The sequence below is a fragment of the Paractinoplanes lichenicola genome (assembly GCF_016785085.1).
Classification (GTDB): Bacteria; Actinomycetota; Actinomycetes; order Mycobacteriales; family Micromonosporaceae; genus Actinoplanes; species Actinoplanes lichenicola.
The window spans coordinates 365123-385112 of record NZ_JAENHO010000001.1; the positions used below are offsets into that span (position 1 = coordinate 365123).

A 19990-nucleotide genomic window follows, 5' to 3' on the forward strand; every position below is an offset into this window, starting at 1 on the left:
GTGGCGGGCGCGGGCCGGATGAGCCGTTGTGGCGGCCGACAGGCTGCGCGCGGAAGGCAGCCGAAAGTGATCGAGCGCCGCGGATGAAAGCGAAAGTCTGCTCGAGGCGGGCGCGGCCCAAATGAGACACGGCGGCGAACAAGCACGGCGCGCCGGCTGAGGTGCGATCGAGCGCCACAGGCGCGGAGCGGTTAGCGGCCGCCAAAAGCTTGTGCAATTGACATACGTCAATGCGTGGGTGACCATACGTCTTCGTGGGAGCGCTCCCGGATGAGGAGATCGGTCATGCGACGTAGTTGGCGTGGGTGCGTGTGGGCGGCCTCGGTCGTGCTGCTGGGGCTGGGCAGCTGGAGCTTCGCGCCGCCCGCGGCCGCCGCCCCGACGATGGTGCAAGCGGCCGGCGACGGCTCCCCCGGCGACAGCAACATCAGCTTCGTCGGGCGGTGGAACAAGAGCAACGCGACGGCCTACGTCCCCTACTGGGCCGGCGCCTACCTGCGGGTCGGGTTCACCGGGCGGACCGTCAAGCTCAAGCAGCGCAACACGATCCAGCTGTGGGCGAGCATCGACGGCAAGGCGTTCACGTCGTTCACCGGTTCCGGCACGATCAATCTGACCCCGACGGCGCTGGCCGCGGGCAGTCACACGCTCATCGTGAGCTATCGGCAGGTGGCCGGCTCTTACCAGGGGGACGCGGTCTTCCAGGGCCTCACCCTTGACGCCGGCGCGAGCACGGTCAAGGCGCCTGCCCGCCCCAAGATGGTCGAGTTCGTCGGTGATTCGATCACGGCGGGCACGACGAGCAGCCAGCTGGCGGTGACCGATTACGGCTTCAAGGCCGGCGAGCGGCTCGGCTTCGACCACAGCCAGATCGCGATCGGCGGCATGTGCCTGTCCGAGACGACCGACGGCTGCTGGGCCCACGAGACCCGCTACTGGATGTCGAGCGGCGGCCAGGCCGGCACCGATCAGTGGGACTTCACGCGCTACACGCCCGACGGCGTCGTCATCAACCTCGGCACCAACGACAAGAGCCACGGCGTGAGCGGCCCCGACTTTCAGGCCAAGTACACGGCGTTCCTGACCAGGATCAGAGCCAAGTTCCCGTACGGGAAACTGTTTGCTCTTCGCACTTTCATCGGCCGGTACGCGGCGGAGACCCAAGCCGCGGTGCAGGCGCGTAACGCGGCGGGTGACGTCAACGTGTTCTATGTGGACACGACGGGGTGGCTGCCGTCGGACGGGCTGAGCGATTCGGTGCATCCCAACGACAAGGGCCATCAGGCGATCGCCGACCGGCTGGCCCCGATTTTGAGCGCGAGGCTGTGATGAGAAGAGCATTCCTGATCGTCGTGGCCCTGGTCGCTGCCGTGGGCGGCGTGGCTACCGCGCACGCGGCCACCGGCTGCAGCGTCGCGTACAAGGTGACCAGCCAGTGGGCGGGCGGCTTCGGGGCCGAGGTGACCGTGACCAACCTCGGCGACCCGGTCACCGGCTGGACCCTGACGTGGACCCTCGCGAGCGGGCAGGGCATCACGCAGGCCTGGAACGCCGGGGTCACCGTCTCGGGCACGACCGTGACCGCCACCAACGCGAGCTACAACGGCTCGGTGGGCACGGGTGGGTCGGCCGCCTTCGGGTTCAACGGCACGTGGAGCGGCAGCAACCCGGTCCCGGCGGCGTTCACGTTCAACGGCACGGCCTGCACCGGCGGCACGGCTCCGACTCCGACCCCGACGCCCTGCACCGGCCCGAGCACTCCCCCGGCGACCGCGCCGGTCAAGGTGTGGATGGCCGGCGACTCGACGATGATGAACGCGAGCGCGTGCCCGATCGGCTGGGGCAGCCAGTTCGCGCCGTATTTCACCACCAGTGTCACCGTGCAGAACAGCGCGGTGGGCGGGCGCAGCATCCAGACCTGGCTGTACGAGGGCAACGTGACGTCGACCAAGAACGCGGCCGGCGAGTGCACGCTGAGCTCGACCGCCTACAGCTCCCGATGGACGGCGATGCTGAACGGCTTCCAGTCCGGCGACTATCTGATCGTGCAGTTCGGCATCAACGACGGCGACTCGGCCTGCCCGCGGCACGTCGGCTCGGCGCGCTTCAAGGAGCTGCTCGGCGTGATGGCGTCGGCCGCGAAGGCCCGTGGGGTCAAGCCGATCCTGGTCACGCCGGTCGCCGCGATCACGTGCAGCGGGAGCACCGCGGTCGGCAACCGGGGCTTCGTCACCGAGACCAAGGACGCGGCCACGGCCAACGGCGTACCGGTGATCGATCTGCACGCCCGCAGCGTGGCGCTCTACAACTCGCTCAAGCTGTGCCCTGACAACGGCGACTACACCACCGGGGCGGTCGGCGCCTTCTTCTGCAACGACCACACCCACTTCGAGGCGGCCGGCGCGAACCAGATCGCCGGGCTGATCGCCACCGCCCTGCGCGAGCAGAACATCGGCCTGGCGGCGTACCTGAGGAGCTGAACGTCAGAGCGCCTGCTCCGCGCTGCACCACCAGCTCGTACGCCCACCGACCGCGCTCATCGTCATCGGGGCGCCGTCGCGGGGGCAGCGGCCGCCCGCCCGGCGGAACGGGATCACCTTCAGGGTGTGCACCCCGCCGTCCCGGATCGCCGAGCTCACCGCCCGGCGGGTGGCCCGCAGCAGCCGGGCGACGTCGTCGTCGGTCAGCTTGTCGACGCGGCGGCCCGGGTTGATCCGGGCCGCCCACAGGATCTGGTCGGCCAGCAGGTTGCCGATCCCGGCCACGGCCTCCTGGTCGAGCAGGCGGGCCTTGACCGGGGCGGTGCCGAAGGCCAGCGCCGCCCGGAACTGGGCCGGGGTGATCGTGGCGGCGTCCGGCCCGAGCGACTCGACCGGCGGATCGAGCCGCACCCGCCCCAGCCGGCGCGGGTCGACCAGCATCAGCCGGCCCCCGTCGGCGAAGTCCAGCGCGAACCGCGACCATCGGTAGTCACCGGCCTGCCGCCGGCCCTCCCAGTAGTCGCCGCCGTCGACCTCGCCGCCGTCCGCGTCGGCGATCACGATCTTGCCGGACATGCCGAGGTGGATGCCCAGCTCGGGGCCGCCCTCGCCGGTGTCGCACCACATGCTCTTGCCCCGCCGGTGCGCGACCACGAGCGACCGGCCCACCAGCGCGTTCTTGATCTGCCCGGGGCTGTGCGGCCGGCACACCCACGTGTCGGTGTCGTCCACGCCGACGATCGCGCGCCCCAGCCCGGACCGCTCGATCACCGCCCGCGCCGACTCGACTTCCGGCAGCTCCGGCATGGTGTCCTCCCGTACGACGTCCCGCTCCACCGGTGCCCCGAGCGCGCGTCCCCAACCCTCGGTGACCCGATCGAGCGTTTCAGGAGGCCATTCGATCACGCAGTGAGCGCGGGCGCAGGTCGGTCCAGGTGCGTTCCACGTAGTCGAGGCACGCGGCCCGGGACTCCTCGCCGAACGCGACCGTCCAGCCCGCGGGCACGTCGACGAACGAGGGCCACAGCGAGTGCTGGTCCTCGTCGTTGACCAGCACCAGGTAGCGGCCGTCGGGGTCCTCGAAGGGGTTGGTCATCGGACGGTCCTTTCGTAGAGGGCGGAGAGGGACAGGTCAGGGTCGGCGACCGCCGCGGTCAGCAGGCGCCGGAACTGCGAACCGAGCGCCACCATGTCCGCGTGCGTGAAGCGACCCTCGGCGTATTCCAGGTCGCAATGCACCGGACGGTCGTCGGCGGGCTCGTAAAAGCTCAGCGTCAGCTCGGCCCGCAGCGCCCCGGTCGGCAGCGACTCCAGCGCGAAGCCACCGACGTCGGCCAGCCGCGCCTCCTCGTGATGCACGATCATCACGTGTGGCGTGCGGCCGAGCGCGTCGAACGGCAGGTCCTGACGGTCAAGAGCGCCAAGATCGGTTTCCCGTACGCGGGACAGCAGCTCGGCGAACGTCGGATCCCCGCCCGTGCCGGTCCGCAGCACCACCGTGTTGAGGAAGCAGCCCACGAGGTCGGCCAGCGCCGGTTCCGAGCGGCCGGCCACCAGCGCCCCGATGGGCAGGTCGGGGCCGGCGCCCGAGCCGGTCAGCAGCGCGGCCAGGGCGGCGTGGAAGACCATGAACATGCTGGTTCCCGTACGCCGGGCCAGCTCGTCGACCGCACGGTGGGTCGCCCCGTCGAGCACGATCGGCACCAGCCCGCCACGCCCGGTCGGCTCCCCCACCGCGCCCGGCAGTTCCAGGCGCGGCATTCCGTCGAGCTGTGCCCGCCACTGAGCGAGCTGACGGGCGTACACGGAGGCCGGGTCGGCCGGGTCGCCGAGCAGCGCGTACTGCCACTTGGTGTAGTCGGCGTAGTCGACCGGCAGCGGCGGAACCGGGGTGCCCTCGTACGCGGCGGCCAGGTCGCGGATCAGCGGCACCACCGACCACTCGTCCACGCCGAGGTGGTGCACGGTCAGCAGGACGGCCTGGTTGCCCAGCATCCGGGCCCGCAGCGGCGCGCGCCCGAGCATGTCGACCGGTTCGCGGCTGAGCCGGGCCAGCTGCTCCTCGAGGGACTCGTCGGTGCGGTCGACCCGTTCCAGCTCGGGCCGCTCGACGTCGACCCGCCACAGCTCGCCGGCCGCCCAGCGATACCCGGTGCGCAGCGGCGCATGCCGTTCCACCACGGCGTCGAGCGCGGCCGCGAACGTGTTGCCGTCGACCCCGCGGAAGACAAAGGCCAGATCCCAGCCCCCGTACGGGGAACTGGCCAGGCTTCGCTGCACGGGAGCGGCCCGCCCGTCGGCTTCCTCGGCGGACGGCCGCGCGACCAACGCAGGCCGGTCGGAGTCGGCCCGGTCGATCAGGCGGGCCAGGCCGGCCACGGTCGGCGAGTCGAACACGTCGCGCACCCGCAGGTCGGCCCCGAATGCCGAGCGCACCCCGCCGATCAGGCGCATGCACGACATCGAGTGCCCGCCGAGCGCGAAGAAGTTGTCGTCCACACCCACCCGGGGCAGCCCCAGGATGTCGGCGAAGAGCGACGCCAGCCGGGTCTGCACCTCGGTGGCCGGGGCCGCGTCGCCGGCCAGCGCCGCCCAGTCGGGGGCGGGCAGCCGGCGCCGGTCCACCTTGCCGTTCGGGGTGCGCGGCAGGTCGCCGTCGACCGCCACGATCAGCGCGGGCACCAAATAGCTGGGCAGCCGGGCGGCCAGGTCGTCGCGCACGGCGACCGGGTCGACGGCGCCGTCCGCGGCCGTCACGTAGCCGATGAGCCGGGTCGCGTCGCCCGTGCCGTCGACGACGATGACCGCCTGCGCCACGTCCGGGTGCGCGGTCAGGGCCGTCTCCACCTCGGCCGGCTCGATCCGGTGGCCGCGGATCTTCACCTGGTCGTCGACGCGGCCCAGGAAGTCGATCAGGCCGTCGGCCCGCCACCGGGCGCGGTCGCCGGTGCGATACATGCGGGCGCCGGCCGGCCCGTACGGGTCGGCGACGAACCGCTCGCTGGTCAGCCCGGGGCGGCCGAGGTAGCCGCGGGCCAGCCCCCGGCCGGCGATGTAGAGCTCGCCGATCGCGCCCGGCGGCACCGGCTGCAGCCGCCGGTCCAGCACGTAGGCCACCGTGTTGGGGTCGGGCACCCCGATCGGCACCGCGCCCGCCCAGCCCGGCTGAGCCCGCCACAGCGTCGAGTTGACCGTCGCCTCGGTCAGCCCGTACGCGACGAACAAGCGCAGCGTGGCGGCCCAGCGCGAGATCACCTCGGGCGGGACCTGCTCGGTGCCGACCAGCACGGTCAGCCCGGCCGGCAGCTCGCAACCCGGCGGCAGCGCGGCTACCAGCGAGGGCGGCAGGATCGCGTGACTTACCTCGTACCGGGAAAGCAGTTGAGTCAGCGCGGGACCGGGGGTGCGCGCCTCGTCGGGGGCGATCACCAGGCGGGCGCCCGAGGCCAGGGCCATCGAGAGCTCGAAGGCGAACACGTCGAAGCCGATCGAGGCGAACTGCAGGATGCCGCTCTCAGCCGTCACGCCCATAGGGTCGATGCCCGTGGCGACCAGGCTGCCGATGCCCTCGTGGGTGACGGTCACGCCCTTGGGTCGGCCGGTCGAGCCCGAGGTGTAGATGACGTACGCGGCGTGGTCGATCCCCTCCGGTGCTTTGGGAACCTCGCCCTGCGGATGATCATCCTCGACGAGGATGCGAGCGACCCCGTCCACGTCGGGCAGCGTGCAGGCGACCGCATCCGTGGTGAGCACGTGCCGGGTGCCCGAGTCGGTCATCATGAAGGCCAGCCGGTCGGCCGGGTGCTGCAGGTCGAGCGGCAGGAACGCGGCGCCCAGCTCGAGCACGCTCATGACGGCCACGATCGTCTCGAGCGACCGCGGGGTGGCCACGGCGACGATGCTTTCGGGTCGTACGCCGCGGGCGGCCAGCACCCCGGCCAGGCGACGGGCGCGGTCGGCGAGCTCGGCGTAGGTGAGCGTGCGGTCACCGTCGACCACGGCGAGCGCGTCAGGGTTTTCGCCGACCCGCTGGGCGAACGCGGCGGAAAGGCTCAGTTCCTCGACCGTACGGGCTGAGTTGTTGAACTGGCGGAGCACGCGCTCGCGCTCGTCGTCGACCAGGATGTCGAGCCCGCTCACCGGCTTCTCCGGGCTCGCCACCGCGGCCGTGGCCAGCGCGACCAGCCGCCGGGCCAGCAGTTCCACCGTCGGCCGGTCGAACAACTCCGTGCGGTAGGTAAGCCGTGCGGTCATCGCCTCCCCGCCACCCTCGGCCAGCTCCACCACCAGGTCGAACCGGGCGGTGCCGGTGTTCAGCGGCTCGTCCTCGACCTCGATCCCGGCCAGCGTGAACGCGTCAGCCGTGTTGTTGCGGTGCACGACCATGACCTGGAACAGCGGGTGCCTCGACAGCGACCGAGGCGGGTTGACCGCCTCGACAACTGCCTCGAAGGGCACGTCTTGGTTCTCGAAAGCGGTCAGATCGCCATCGCGGACTCGGGCCAGCAATCCGGCGAAGCTGGGATCGCCGCTGAGGTCGGTTCGCAGCACGAGCGTGTTGACGAAGAACCCGACCAGGTCGTGAAGGTCGTCCTCGGTGCGGCCGGCGATCGGCGCACCCAGCGGGATGTCGTCACCCGCGCCGATCCGATGCAGCAGAGCCGCGGTCAGCGCGTGGGCCACCATGAACGGGCTGGCCCCGATGTCGGTCGCCAGCCGCCGTAGACCACGGACAACCTCAACGGGCAGGTCGACTGTCACCTCGTCGCCGTCCGCGCTGGGCTCGGCCGAGCGAGGGCGGTCCAACGGCAGCAGGATCTCTTCAGGCGAACCCTCCAGGGCGGTGCGCCAGAACTCAAGCTGCTTCTCTTCCACCTGAGCGAGCAGGTCGCGCTGCCACAGGGTGTAGTCGGCGTACTGCACCGGCAGCGGCTCTTCATGCCGGCCCTCGTGCGGGCCGGTGATGTCGGCTCGGCCCTCATAGGCCGCGGCCAGGTCGGCCAGGAACGGGCCGTCGGACCACTCGTCGGTCACGATGTGGTGCAGCAGCAGGATCAGCACGTGCTCGTCGGGGCCCTGGCGGATGAGAGTGGCCCGCAACGGCAGGTCGGCGGCCAGGTCGAACGGGCGGGCGGCGATCTCGGTCACGTCGCCGTCGTTTACCACTTCAAGCGGAGGGCGGGCCTCGTCCACGGGCAGGATCCGCTGGTACGGCTCGCCGTTGTCGGAGGCGATGACCGTACGGAGAATCTCGTGTTTTGCCACCACGGCGTGCAGGGCGTCGTGCAGCCGGTCGACGTCGAGCGGGCCGCGCAGGCGCAGGGTCAGCGGGAAGTTGTAGGCCGCCGACGGGCCGTGCATCTGGTCGAGCACCCACAGGCGGCGCTGCGCGAACGACAAGGGCAACCTGTCGGGCCTGGCCATCTTTTTCAGCGTCGGCCGCTTGGACTGAGAGCCGGTGACTCGCGCGGCCAGTTCGGCCACGGTGGGCGCCTCGAACAGGTCGCGGATCGACAGTTCCGCCCCGAGCGCCGTACGGGCCCGGCTGACCAGGCGGATCGCGAGCAGCGAATGGCCGCCGAGGTCGAAGAAGCTGTCGTCGACGCCCACCTCGGGCACGTCGAGCAGGTCGGCGTAGATCTCGCAGAGCGCGGTCTCGGCCGGCGTGGACGGGGGCCGGGTGGCCGCCGTGGTCTGCACCGTGGCCGCGGGCAGGGCCCGGACGTCGAGCTTGCCGTTGACCGTCAGCGGCAGGTGATCCACCGCGACCAGGGCGGCCGGGACCATGTAGTCGGGCAGGCGCTCCTTCAGATACTGGCGGACCTGCCGCAGCACCGTGTCGTCCTCGTCCCACTGCGGACCCCGTACGAGGTAACCGGCCAGCCGCTTGCCCGCGTCGACGACCACCGCGGCCTGCTTCACCGACGGGTGCCCGGCGAGGGCCGACTCGACCTCGCCCAGCTCGACCCGGTAGCCGCGGATCTTCACCTGGTCGTCGGTGCGGCCCAGGAAGTCGAGGTTGCCGTCGGGGCGCCGGCGCACGAGGTCGCCCGTGCGATACATCCGCTCCCCCGGCCCGCCGTACGGGTCGGCGACGAACCGCTCGGCGGTCAGTCCCGCCTGCCGGTGGTAGCCGCGGGCCAGGCCGATCCCGGCGATGTAGAGCTCACCCGGCGCACCCGGGGCGGCCGGGCGCAGGAACTCGTCGAGGATGTAGGCGCGGGTGTTCCAGATCGCCTTGCCGACCGTCGGGGTGGCGCTGTCCTCGGTGCCGCCGCCGAGCGTGTTGATCGTGTATTCGGTCGGACCGTACAGGTTGTAGCCGGTCACCCCGTCGGTGTCGCGCAGCCGGCTCCACACCGTGTCGGGCACGGCCTCGCCACCCAGCAGCACGAGCGGCGGCCGGTTGGTCAGCAGCCCCTGCTCGATCAGGTGATGGGCGTACGTGGGGGTCACGTTGACGACGTCGATGCCGTGCTCGTCGCAGTAGGCGACCAGGCCCGCGGCGTCGCGGCGCAGCTGCTCGTCGCAGACGTGCACCTCGTGCCCCTCGACGAGCCAGAGCAGCTCCTCCCACGACATGTCGAAGGCGAACGAGACGGTATGCGCGATCCGCAGCCGCCGCCCGGCCGCCGCCACGACCGGCCCGAAGATGGCCTCGCGGTGGTTGAGCAGCATGTTGGTCAGGCCCCGGTACGGCGTGACGACGCCCTTGGGCCGCCCGGTCGACCCGGAGGTGTAGATGATGTACGCCGGGTGCTCGAGCCGGCCCGCGTCACCCCGGTTGTCCGGCAGCGCCACGTCCGGGATCTCGATCGGCGTGTCCAGCTCGACCACCGGCACCTCGCTCGGCGGCAGCATCGCCCGCACCGACGAGTAAGTGAGCACACACATCGGTTCGGTGTCGGCCAGCATCAGCCCGAGCCGCTCGGCCGGCAGGTCCAATTCCAAAGGCAGATAAGCGCTTCCCGTACGCAGCACGGCGAACAGCGCGGCCACCATGTCCAGCGTGCGGGGCAGCGCGAGCGCGACCACCTGCTCCGGACCGGCCCCGCGGGCCACCAGCAGCCGGGCGATCTGGTCGACCCGCTCGTCGAGCTGCGCGTACGTGAGCCGCTGCTCGCCGGCCACCAGCGCGACCGCGTCGGGCGTACGGGCGGCCTGGTCGGCCAGCAGGTCGGCCACGGTGTCGGTGCCGACCGGGTTGCGCGTGCGGTCCCAGTCGTCCTGCAGGGTCGCCCGGTCGTCCGCGGTGAGCAGATCGAGGGCGCCGACCGGCCGTTCCGGGGTGGTTGTGATCCGGTCGAGCACGGCGGTCAGGCGATCCAGCAGCGCCCGCGCGGCCGGGCCGTCGACCACCTCGGGGCGGTGGTCAAGAGCGATCCGGAACCGGCGGCCCGGCGTGACGACCAGAGTCAGCGGATAGTGCGTGGCGTCCACACTGTCGACGACCTCGAAGTTGTGCCGCCGTTCCAGGTCGGCCGACTCGTTCTCGTCGACGAAGTTCTGCATCACGTACAAGGTGTCGAACAGCTGGGCGTGCCCGACCGCGCGCTGGATGTCGGCCAGGCCCACGTGGTCGTAGCTCATCAGCGTGAGCCGCTGCTCCTGCAGGCGCCGCAGCAGGTCGAGCACCGGCTCGCGGGGGTCGGGCGCCACCCGTACGGGAACGGTGTTGAGGAACAGTCCCACGATGCTGTCGACCAGCGGGACATCACCGAGGCGCCCGGCCACGGTCATGCCGAAGACCACGTCGCGGCGCCCGGCGAACCCGCCCAGCACCAGCCCCCAGGCCGCGCTGAACACGGTGTTGAGGGTCAGGCCGTGCGCCCGGGTGGCGTCGCGCAGCCGCGCGGACTGCTCCTCGTCCAGCTCGACCGTCTGCCGCGCGGGCAGGGCCGGGGCCAGCCTGCGATCGGCCGGGCCCACCATCGTCGGCTCGGTCAACCCCTCCAGCGCCGTACGCCAGTGCTCGATCGCCGTCGTCTTGTCCTGCCCGGCCAGCCAGGCCAGGTGGTCGCGGTAGGAGCCCGCCGGGGCCAGGCCGGTGGCGTCGCCGTCCTGCTCGTACAGGGTGAACAGCTGCTCGACGAACAGCTCCTCGGACCAGCCGTCCCACAGGATCAGGTGGTGGCTGACGATCAGCCGGTCCCGCCCACCCGGCCGGCGGATCAGCGTGAGCCGGCACAACGGCGGGTGGTCGAGGTCGAACGCCCGCGCCCGGTCCTGCGCCATCGCCTCGGCCACAGCCTCGTCGGAGTCGGCTGTCACCTCGTCGATCGGCAGCTCCAGGTCGTGCGGAACGAACTGCACCGGCCGGCTCAGGCCCTCGCTGGCGAATCCGGCCCGCATGCCGTCGTTGCGGGCCAGCAGGGCCCGCCCGGCCCGCCGCAGCCGCTCGAGGTCAACCCGGAACCCGAGGTCGAACGCGTCCTGCCCGGTGTAGACATCGAGCGCGTCGTAGCTCGCGTGAAAATAGAGACCCTCCTGCAGCGGCGAGAGCGGCCAGACATCCCCGTCACTGATTTCCCGTACGCGGGCCAGGTCGTCCTCGGACAGCCGGAGCAGCGTGGGCCCCACCCCTTGCAGGGCCGTGGTCCACCCGTCGGCGATGGCCGTGACGTCCTGCTCGCTCAGCGGCCCGTCGGCCCACGTCCAGGTGGTGACCAGCTCGGGGCCGTGCGCTGTCTCCTCACAGACGACGTCGACCTGCAACAGGTGGGCCAGGTCGAGGCCGCCGTTGACCTCGGTGGGCAGGTCGACCGGCGTCCACGGCTCCCCGGTGCCGGCCGGGAACCGCCCGTAGTAGTTGAACAACACCTGCGGCGCGGGGTAGCGGGCCAGGATGGGTGCGGTCTGCGCGTTGAGGTGCCGCAACATGCCGTAGCCGAGACCACCGTCGGGCGCGGCTCGCAACTGCTCCCCGATGGTCTGCTTATCCGCGCCGCCCAGCCGCACCGGCTGAACGGCGGTGAGCCAGCCGACCGTACGGGCCAGGTCGAGGCCGGGCTCGATCTGCTCGCGCCCGTGCCGCTCGACCTCGACCAGCAGGTCACCCCCGTTCGCACCCCGAACACCTCGGTAGAGCGCGGCCAGCAACGTCTCGGTGATCTCGGCACTCAGCAACGCCCGGGTCTCGGCCGTGCCCAGCCGAGTGACGCGTCGACGGGCGAAGGGGCCGGACGCGCCACTCGGCAGCGACTCGGCACCGGGGGCGAGCGCGCCACCTGGCAATAGCTCGGCGCCGGGGGCGAGGACCTGCATCCAGTGCTCCAGCTCGGCCAGGCGTTGCGGGGCCTGCGCCTGGGCCTGCACGGCCTGGGCGTAGCGGCGCAGCGACGTGCCCGCGGGCGGCAGCGGCGCCCCAGCGGCGGCCGTGGCCAGGTCGTCGAGGAGGATGCGCCAGGAGACGCCGTCCACCACCAGGTGGTGGGCCATGAGCAGCAGCCGCCCGGGCCGGTCACCCGCGTCGAACCAGACGGCCTGCAGCATCCGCCCCTCGTCCGGATCGAGCCGGTCGACAGCGGCGGACGCTTCGGCGGCGACCAGGTCGGCCAGCTCGTCTTCCGGCAGCGCCGACACGTCTACCCGCCGCAGAAGGTCACCGGCGTCGACCGACGGCGTGGCCTCCTGGGTCCAAAGCACCGAGGCGATCCGGCGCAGCCGCAGCCGCAAGCCGTCGTGCCGGTCCAGCACCGCCTGCAGGACACGCCTCACGTCGGCGTGCGCGGGCACGTTCAGAAGCACAGGCAGCGTGAACCGATCGATCGACGCCCCGGTGTCGCGCAGCCAGTGCACGATCGGCAGCAACGGCACGTCCCCGACGCCGTCGGACTCCAGCGGCTCAGGCATGGCCGGCGCCTGCTCCGCAACGACCGGGAGGCTGGCTACCAACGCCCGTGGCGTCCGCAGCGCCAGCACATCCCGCGGCGCAATCGGCAGGCCAAGCCGCCGGGCCCGACTTGAAACAGCGATCGACAGGATGCTGTCCCCGCCCAGCGCGAAGAAGTCGCTGTCGGAGTCCACCTCGGAGACGTTGAGGACCGTCGCGAAAACCTCGGCCAGCACCCGCTCCCGGTCGTCACCCGGAGCCGGCGCGGCGGCGGGTTCACGTGAGACAGCGCCGGTGGACGCCTCGGGTGCGGGTGCCGAGGCGAGGGCGGCGATCGCGGAACGGTCGACCTTGCCATTGGGGGTCAGCGGCAGCGCGTCGACAACGACTACAGCCGAGGGAACGAGGGCCGCGGGCAGGGCCGCAGCGGCCGCGGCGATCAGCGCCGGCCCATCGGGGCGCGGGGACCCGGGCGCGGGCACGACACAACCGACCACCCGCACGCCGCCGGTCACGGTGGTCTGCGGGGCGACGGCGGCCTGGGCCACGCCGGGCTGGGAGGTCAGCCAGGCCTCGATCTCGGCGGGGTCGATGCGGGCGCCGCGGACTTTGATCTCGGTGTCGGCTCGGCCCACGTAGGTGAGAGTGCCGTCGGGGGTGCGGCGGACCACGTCGCCGGTGCGGTACATGCGGGTGCCTGGGAGGCCGAACGGGTCGGCTACGAAGCGGTGGGACGTCTCGGTGGGGCGACCCAGGTAGCCGCGGGCCAGCTGGGGACCGGCCACGTACAGCTCGCCTTCGGGAGCTGGCTGCAGGTGGTCGTCGAGGACGTACAGGCGGGTGTTGCCGACGGGGCCACCGATCGGGACGGATGGGCCGTGGGTGCCGTCGTTTGGCCACCACGTGACCTGGACGGCGGTTTCGGTGGGGCCGTAGAAGTTGTCGAGGTGGGTGCCGGTGAGGTCGTGCCACTGGCGGGCCAGGTCGCCGGTGAGGGCTTCGCCGCCGCTGGAGACCCAGCGCAGGCTTGATGCCCAGGTGGTGTCCTCGCGGACCCCATCGGAGAGCAGGAAAGCCGCGGCCAGGGACGGCACCATCGTGAGGGCGGTGACGCGGTGGCGGCGGATCAGGGCGGCCAGATCGGCGGGGTCCTGGGCGGCGTCCGACGGGGGCAGCACTACTGCGGCGCCGGTGTAGAGGGGCCAGAAGATCTCCCAGACCGACGTGTCGAAGCCGATCGGGGCGAGCTGGAGCATGCGGTCGGTGTCGTCCAGGGGGAACTGGCGGCGGGACCATTCCAGCTGGTTGACGATGGCCCGATGGGTGACCAGTACGCCCTTGGGGCGGCCGGTCGAGCCTGAGGTGTAGAGCAGGTAGGCCGGGTGGTCCGGCCCGGCACCTGACGGGACCGGCGGGGCGGTCGCCGGGCGGTCACCGACCAGCACGAAGTCGCGGCGGGGCAGGCCGGCCACCAGGTCGGCGGTGGTGACGATCACCGTCGCACCGGCGTCGTTGAGCACGGTGGTCAGGCGGTCGACGGGGTGAGCGGGGTCGAGCGGCAGATAGGCGGCGCCAGACTTCATGACACCAAGCAGCGCAACGATCAACTCCACGCGACGGGGCACCGCCACGGCCACAATCGGTTCGGGGGAAGCCGCGGTCACGCTCTGGTCCGGGGACGCCGCGGCCACGACCCGGTCCGGGGACGCTGTGGCTGGCGAGTGTCCCGGCTCTGGCCTGGCGGTTCGCTGGGCGATCAGGCGGGCGGCCAGTTCGTTGGAGCGGTCGTCGAGTTCGCGGTAGGTGAGGCTGCGCTCCCCCGCCAGGACGGCAATCGCATCCGGCGTGCGGGCGGCTTGCGCGGCGATCGCGGCGGGCAGCGTGGTGGCGGGTACGTCGAAGAGCGGGCCCTCCAGCGCGGGCAGAGCCGTGTCGTGCAGGGCGATGCGGCCGACCGGCTCGGTGGGCCTGTGGACAACGGCGGTGAGCAGGCGGGCCAGGCCGGTGCGGACCCGGTCCAGGGTGGCGGGGGTGATGCGGGCCGGGTCGTATTCGACGGTCAGGCCGAGGCGGGGGCCGGGGGCCACGAGCAGACTGATCGGGTAGTGCGTGGCCTCGCGGAAGGAGACGTCGGTGACCCGCAGGTCCCCGGAGGCCAGTCCGGAGTGGTCGGGGTAGTTCTCGAGCACGACGAGCGAGTCGAAGAGGTCGCCGACCCCGACCAGGCGCTGGATAGCGGCCAGGCCGAGGTGCTGATGGTCAAGCAGGGCGGCCTGTTCGTCGGAGAGCCTGGTCAGCAGGTCGACCAGCGGCTCGGCGGCGTGCCAGCGCACCCGCACCGGAACGGTGTTGATGAACAGCCCGATCATCGACTCGATGCCGGGCACGTCGGCCTGGCGGCCGGAGACCGTGCTGCCGAAGGCGACGTCGCGCCGACCGGTGAGCCGGCCGAGCAGCAGACCCCAGGCGCCGTGCAGCACGGTGCCGAGAGTGAGCCCATGGGCCCGGATCCGCTGCGTCAGCCCTGTGGCTACGTCGTCCGGCAGCTCCACCGCGACCTGCCGCACCGAGCCGGAGGCCGCGTCGAGGCTCACACCGTCAACGCGGTCCGTATTGACGGCGGCCGCGTCAACACGAGCCGCATCAACATGGACAGCATCAACACGAGCTGAATCAACACGAGCCGCATCAACGTGGACTGCGTCAACATGGACAGCATCAACACGAGCTGAATCAACACGAGCCGCATCAACGTGGACTGCGTCAACATGAGCCGCGTCAATATTGATTGCGTCAACACGAGCCGTATCAACATGAGCCGGGGACGACAAGGCGAGCAGGGCCGGGTTGGAGAAGCCGGACAGGGCCGCGCGCCAGGCGTCGGTGGCGGCTTCCTGGTCACGGGTGGCCAGCCACTCCAGGTAGCGGCGGTATGGGGTGACCGCGGCCAGGCGCGGTGGCTGGCCGTGGGGGGCGTAACCGTCGAGCAGGTCGCGGAGGAACACGGCGACCGACCAGCCGTCGGTGACGATGTGGTGGTGGGTCAGCACCAGGGTGTGCCGGTCGTCGGCGTGGCGGACGAGCAGGCAGCGCAGCAGCGGCGGCGTGGCGAGGTCGAACCCGGCGTCCCGCTCCGCGGCCAGCAACGATTCCAGGTCGGGGCCGGAGTCGACGACCCGCCACGGAGCGGCCACCCCGTCCACGATGACCTGGACGATCCGGCCGTCGGTCAGTTCGCGGAAGCCGGCCCGCAGCGGCGCGTGCCGGTCCAGCACGCCCTGCACGGAGCGGCGCAGCGCGTCGGCGTCCAGCGGGCCGTCGAGGGTGACTAGCTGCTGCACCTCGTAGTGGTCGGTGCTGTCGCCGGCGTGGAAGTAGAAGCCCTGTTGCAGCGGCGTCAACGGCAGCACGTCGTCGGCGGCCAGCGCGTCGACGTCGTCCTGGGTGAGCGGCACCAGCGGGAAGTCGGACGGCGTGTGACCCCCGGCGCCGGGTTCGGCGGCGTGTGACACCAGTGCGGTCAGGGCAATGAACCAGCCCTCGGCCAGCTCGGTCACGGCCGCCTCGTCGATCAGGGCCGTCGGGTACGCCCAGGTCACGCCGAGGCGCGGGCCGTCCGGGTAGTCCTCGGTGAAGGCGTTGACCTCCAACGTGTACGGGGCGACGGGCATCTCGGCGTCGTAACCGCCGGCCAGCACGCCGGCGCCGGGCACGGGGGTCCACGGGGCGTCCTGGTTGGTGGCGACGGCGAACCGGCCCAGGTAGTTGAAGCTGATCTGCGGAACGGGCAGCTCGGCGAGCACGGCCGCGGTCTCGGGGTTGAGGTAGCGCAGCAGCCCGTAGCCGAGGCCGTGGTCGGGCACGGCGTTGAGCTGCTCCTTGACCCGCTTGAGGGCAGTTCCGACGTCGGTCGTGCCGTGGTCCAGCCGTACGGGGAAGATGCTGGTGAACCACCCGAGTGTGCGCGACAGACGCACCGACGGGTCGATCTGCTCCTCGCGGCCGTGGCCCTCGAGCGCGACCAGCGGCGGCGGCGTGTCGATGCCCCGGGAGCGCCGCCAGTCGGTGATCGCCAGCGCCAGCGCGGTCAGCAGCACGTCGTTGACCCCGGCGTGGAAGGCCGCGGGCACGCTGGTGAGCAGCGCGGTCGTGCGCTCGGCGGGCAAACGCAAAGTCAGCCGCCGTACGGTCTCCAGGTCCCCGACCATGTCGAGCTCGCGGCTTCCGAAGGCCGGGTCGGGGCCGTCGAGCTGCCCGGTCCAGTGCGCCAGCTCGGCGATGCGGTCGGGGCGGTGCGCGTCGGCGGTCGTGAGCTCGGCCCAGCGCTTGAGGGGCGTGCCGATCGGGGCAAGGGCGGCACCCGCGCCCGCCTCGGCCAGGTCGGGCAGCAGGATCCGCCACGAGACGCCGTCGACGACGATGTGGTGCACGACCAGCACCAGATAGCCGGGGTCGAGATGGACCGCCTGTGCCATGATCCCGGCCGACGGGTCGAGCCGCCGCCCGGCCTGCTGCGCCGCGTCGTCGGCCAGGGTGCGGATCTGGCTCTCGGTCAGCCCGGCGGCGTCGATCCGGTGCAGCCATTGTGCGGCGTCGACCGAGCCGGGCGGCGCGATCACGAGCCGGCCGGGAGCGTCGGCGGTGGCCCGGACGAGCCGGGAGCGCAGCACGTCGTGGCGGTCGGCGATCGCTTGGAGCGTACGGGGAAGGTCTGCGCCCGCCGGGACGCGGACGAGCAGCCACTGGTTGAACGCCCGGAAGTCGCCGCCGCACTCGTCGAGCCAGGTCATGATGGGCAGCAGCGGCATCTCGCCCACGCCCGCCGACGGGTCGTCCTCGATCTCGTCGCCGGTGGTGGTGAGCACCGGGGCCAGGGCGGCCACCGTACGGTGCTGGAACACCTGCCGCGGGGTGACGACGAGGCCGGCCTGGCGGGCCCGGATGACCAGCTGGATCGACACGATGCTGTCGCCGCCGAGCGCGAAGAAGTCGTCGTCCACACCCACCTCGGGCAGGCCCAGCACCTCGGCGTAGAGGGCGCAGAGCACTTCCTCGCGGGCGTCGCGGGCGGCCCCGCCGGTGGTCAGCGCGGCGAAGTCGGGGGCCGGCAGCGCGGCCCGGTCGACCTTGCCCGCGGTGGTCATCGGGATCCGGTCGAGCGGCACGAACGACGACGGCACCATGTAGTCGGGCAGCCAGCTGCGGGCGTGGGCGCGCAGGACGGTCATGAGCGCGTTCGCGTCGCGGAAGGGGGCCGGCCGGTTCGCGTACGGGGGAACCGGGTTTTGGCCGGGTCGATAGGCGGGCTGCGGCGGGAGGCCGGGCGGCGTGAAGACGACGTCGACGCGGCCGTCGGAGGCGCCCGCGGTGAACGTGACCTCGGCGTGCCAGCCGTGCCGCTCGGCCAGCCGATAGAGGTCCTCCGGGTCATGACCGTCCGGAGCGGAACCCTCGAGGGCCGCGACGTCGGCGGTGAGCCGGGCGTTGGGGAGACCGCTGACCCGCATCGGGGTCTCGCCGGTGAAGGACAGCTCGTCCCACGTGATGTCCTCGGGCGCAACGAGCGAGGGAACAGGAGCGGTCCGCAGCACCACGTCGTAGCGGTGGCGGGTCAGCTCGTTGTGGAAACGCCCGCGCTTCACCCACACGGCGGCGGACGTCACGCCGGGCAGGGTGGCGAACAGGTCGGGGTCGACGAGCAGCTCGCCCTCCCACAGCACCGCGCGCCGCACCGCGTCCGGGTCGACCACCCCATGCCGTACGGCCTCGATGCCCGCCCGCAAGGCCGGCAGCGTCCGCAGGTGCCGCACGTCGCCCAGGAACAGCGAGCCGCCCGGCGCGAGCAGGCCGAGCGCCTTGGTCAGCACGTCGGTCAGGTAGTCGCCGGAGGGGAAGTACTGCGCGACCGAGTTGATCACGATGGTGTCGAAGTACCCGGTCGGCAGCCCGTCCACATTGTCGGCGGGCCGGGCGGACAGCTCGACGTCGGGGAAGTGCCCCCGCAGCGTGTGGATCGCCTCTTCCGAAAGATCAGTTCCCCAGTACGCCTCCACCTGCGGGGCGATCCGCGACAGGAGCAGCCCGCTGCCGACGCCGATCTCGAGCACCCGCCGCGGCTGCAGCGCCATGATCGCGTCGACGGTGGCATTGCGCCATTCGCGCATCTGCTCGACCGGGATCGGCAACCCGTCGTAGCTGCTGTTCCACCCGGTGAAGTTCTCGGCGTAGGACTCGGTGCGGCCCGCGGTGTAGAGCAGCTCGTGCAGCTCCTTCCACTGCTCGACCTGCTCGGCCGTGCCGTCCAGCCGGGGCACCACATAGGCGGCCAGCCGCACGTCGCCCGGCTTGTCCTCGCGGGCCACGACGGCGACCTGGGCCACCGCCGGGTGCTGGCCGATCACGGTCTCGATCTCGCCCGGCTCGATCCGGTAACCGCGCACCTTGACCTGGTTGTCGGCCCGCCCGACGAACTCGAGCAGCCCGTCCTCGCGCAGCCGCACCAGGTCGCCGGTGCGATAGAGACGTTCCCCGGAGCCCCCGTACGGGTCGGCGACGAACCGTTCCGCGGTCAGCGCGGGCCGCCCCAGATAGCCCCGGGCCAGCCCCGATCCGCCCAGGTAGAGCTCGCCGACCGAGCCCGCGGCGACCGGGCGCAGCGCGGAGTCGAGCACGTGGCAGGTGGTGCCGGGGTCGGCCACGCCGATGGGCACGGTGGCGCCGGGCGGGGTGTCCGGGTCGCACAGCCCGAGCGTCGAGTTGACGGTGGCCTCGGTCGGCCCGTACGCGTTGAACATCGGCCGGCCCTGCGCCCACCGGTTGACCAGCTCGGCCGAGACCCGCTCGGTGCCGGCCAGCAGGGTCGCGCCGGCGGGCAGGGTGCAGTCGGCGGGCATGGCGGCCAGCAGGGCGGGCGGCAGGATCATCATGGTGACGCCGTGCTCGTGGGCGTAGCCGGCCAGCTCGGGGCCGGGCACCCGGCGCTCGGCCGGCACGACCACCAGGCGGCCGCCGGTCAGCAGGCCGTTGCACAGGTCGAAGAACGCCACGTCGAAGCTGGGCGACGCGAACTGCAGGACCCGGCTGTGCGGCCCGAGCCCGAGCCGTTCGGTCGCGGTGGCCAGCAGCTTGGCCACGCCCGAGTGCGACACGACGACGCCCTTGGGCCGGCCGGTCGAGCCGGAGGTGTAGATGACGTACGCGGCGTTGGCCGGGGTCAGCGCCGGGGCCGGCTCGGTGGCCGGGTGCGGCTCGGCGGCCAGGTCCTCGAGCAGCACCGCGTCGGCGGGCAGCGCGGACGCCAGGCCGGCGGTGCTGAGCACGCAGATCGGCGCGGCGTCGCCGAGCAGGTAGGCGATCCGCTCGGCCGGGTATTCGGGGTCGATCGGCAGGTAGGCGGCGCCCGCCTTGAGCACGGCCACCTCGGCCACGATCAGGTCGGCCGACCGGGGCAGGCACAGGCCGACCACCCGCTCCGGTCCGGCGCCGCGGGCGATCAGCGCGTGGGCCAGGCGGTTGGCCCGCTCGTCGAGTTCGGCGTACGTGAGGGCGGTGTCCTCGTAGACCACGGCCACCGCCTCGGGCCGTTGCCGCACCTGGGCCGAGAACAGTTCGGGCCAGGTGGCCAGGGTGACGACCGCGTCGGTTCGCGCGAATTCGGGCACAGCGAAGTACCGCCCCT

At 72.2% G+C, this 19990-nt stretch carries 5 protein-coding genes; 2 read left to right on the forward strand and 3 right to left on the reverse strand.

Features of this window, described 5'->3' with window-relative positions:
* Positions 1 to 285 precede the first annotated feature (285 nt).
* Positions 286 to 1329 carry an SGNH/GDSL hydrolase family protein gene (locus JKJ07_RS01765; RefSeq protein WP_236028170.1) on the forward strand — a complete coding sequence of 348 codons (1044 nt, stop codon included), beginning with the start codon at positions 286 to 288 and terminating at the stop codon, positions 1327 to 1329.
* Complete coding sequence (locus JKJ07_RS01770) at positions 1329 to 2480, forward strand: cellulose binding domain-containing protein (protein WP_202989372.1); 1152 nt, start codon at positions 1329 to 1331, stop codon at positions 2478 to 2480. The genes JKJ07_RS01765 and JKJ07_RS01770 overlap by 1 nt, the downstream gene beginning before the upstream one ends.
* Before the next feature lie 3 nt (positions 2481 to 2483).
* Here the strand turns inward: JKJ07_RS01770 and JKJ07_RS01775 are convergent, their stop codons facing one another.
* Genes JKJ07_RS01775 through JKJ07_RS01785 form a run of 3 tightly spaced genes read right to left on the reverse strand, consistent with a single transcriptional unit; the run spans position 2484 to position 19973 of the window.
* Positions 2484 to 3317, reverse strand: a complete 834-nt coding sequence (locus JKJ07_RS01775; protein ID WP_307834091.1) for an Fpg/Nei family DNA glycosylase — start codon at positions 3315 to 3317, stop codon at positions 2484 to 2486.
* 49 nt (positions 3318 to 3366) lie between these two features.
* On the reverse strand, positions 3367 to 3576 hold the full coding sequence (locus tag JKJ07_RS01780; protein ID WP_202989373.1) for an MbtH family protein: 210 nt from the start codon (positions 3574 to 3576) through the stop codon (positions 3367 to 3369).
* Complete coding sequence (locus JKJ07_RS01785; protein WP_202989374.1) at positions 3573 to 19973, reverse strand: non-ribosomal peptide synthetase; 16401 nt, start codon at positions 19971 to 19973, stop codon at positions 3573 to 3575. Before JKJ07_RS01785 ends, JKJ07_RS01780 begins: the two co-directional genes overlap by 4 nt.
* Between the last annotated feature and the right edge of the window lie 17 nt (positions 19974 to 19990).

Coding starts and splice junctions, on each gene's coding strand:
- JKJ07_RS01770 (WP_202989372.1), top strand. CDS start 1,329: ATGAGAAGAGCATTCCTGATCGTCGTGGCCCTGGTCGCTGCCGTGGGC.
- JKJ07_RS01780 (WP_202989373.1), bottom strand. CDS start 3,576: ATGACCAACCCCTTCGAGGACCCCGACGGCCGCTACCTGGTGCTGGTC.
- JKJ07_RS01765 (WP_236028170.1), top strand. CDS start 286: ATGCGACGTAGTTGGCGTGGGTGCGTGTGGGCGGCCTCGGTCGTGCTG.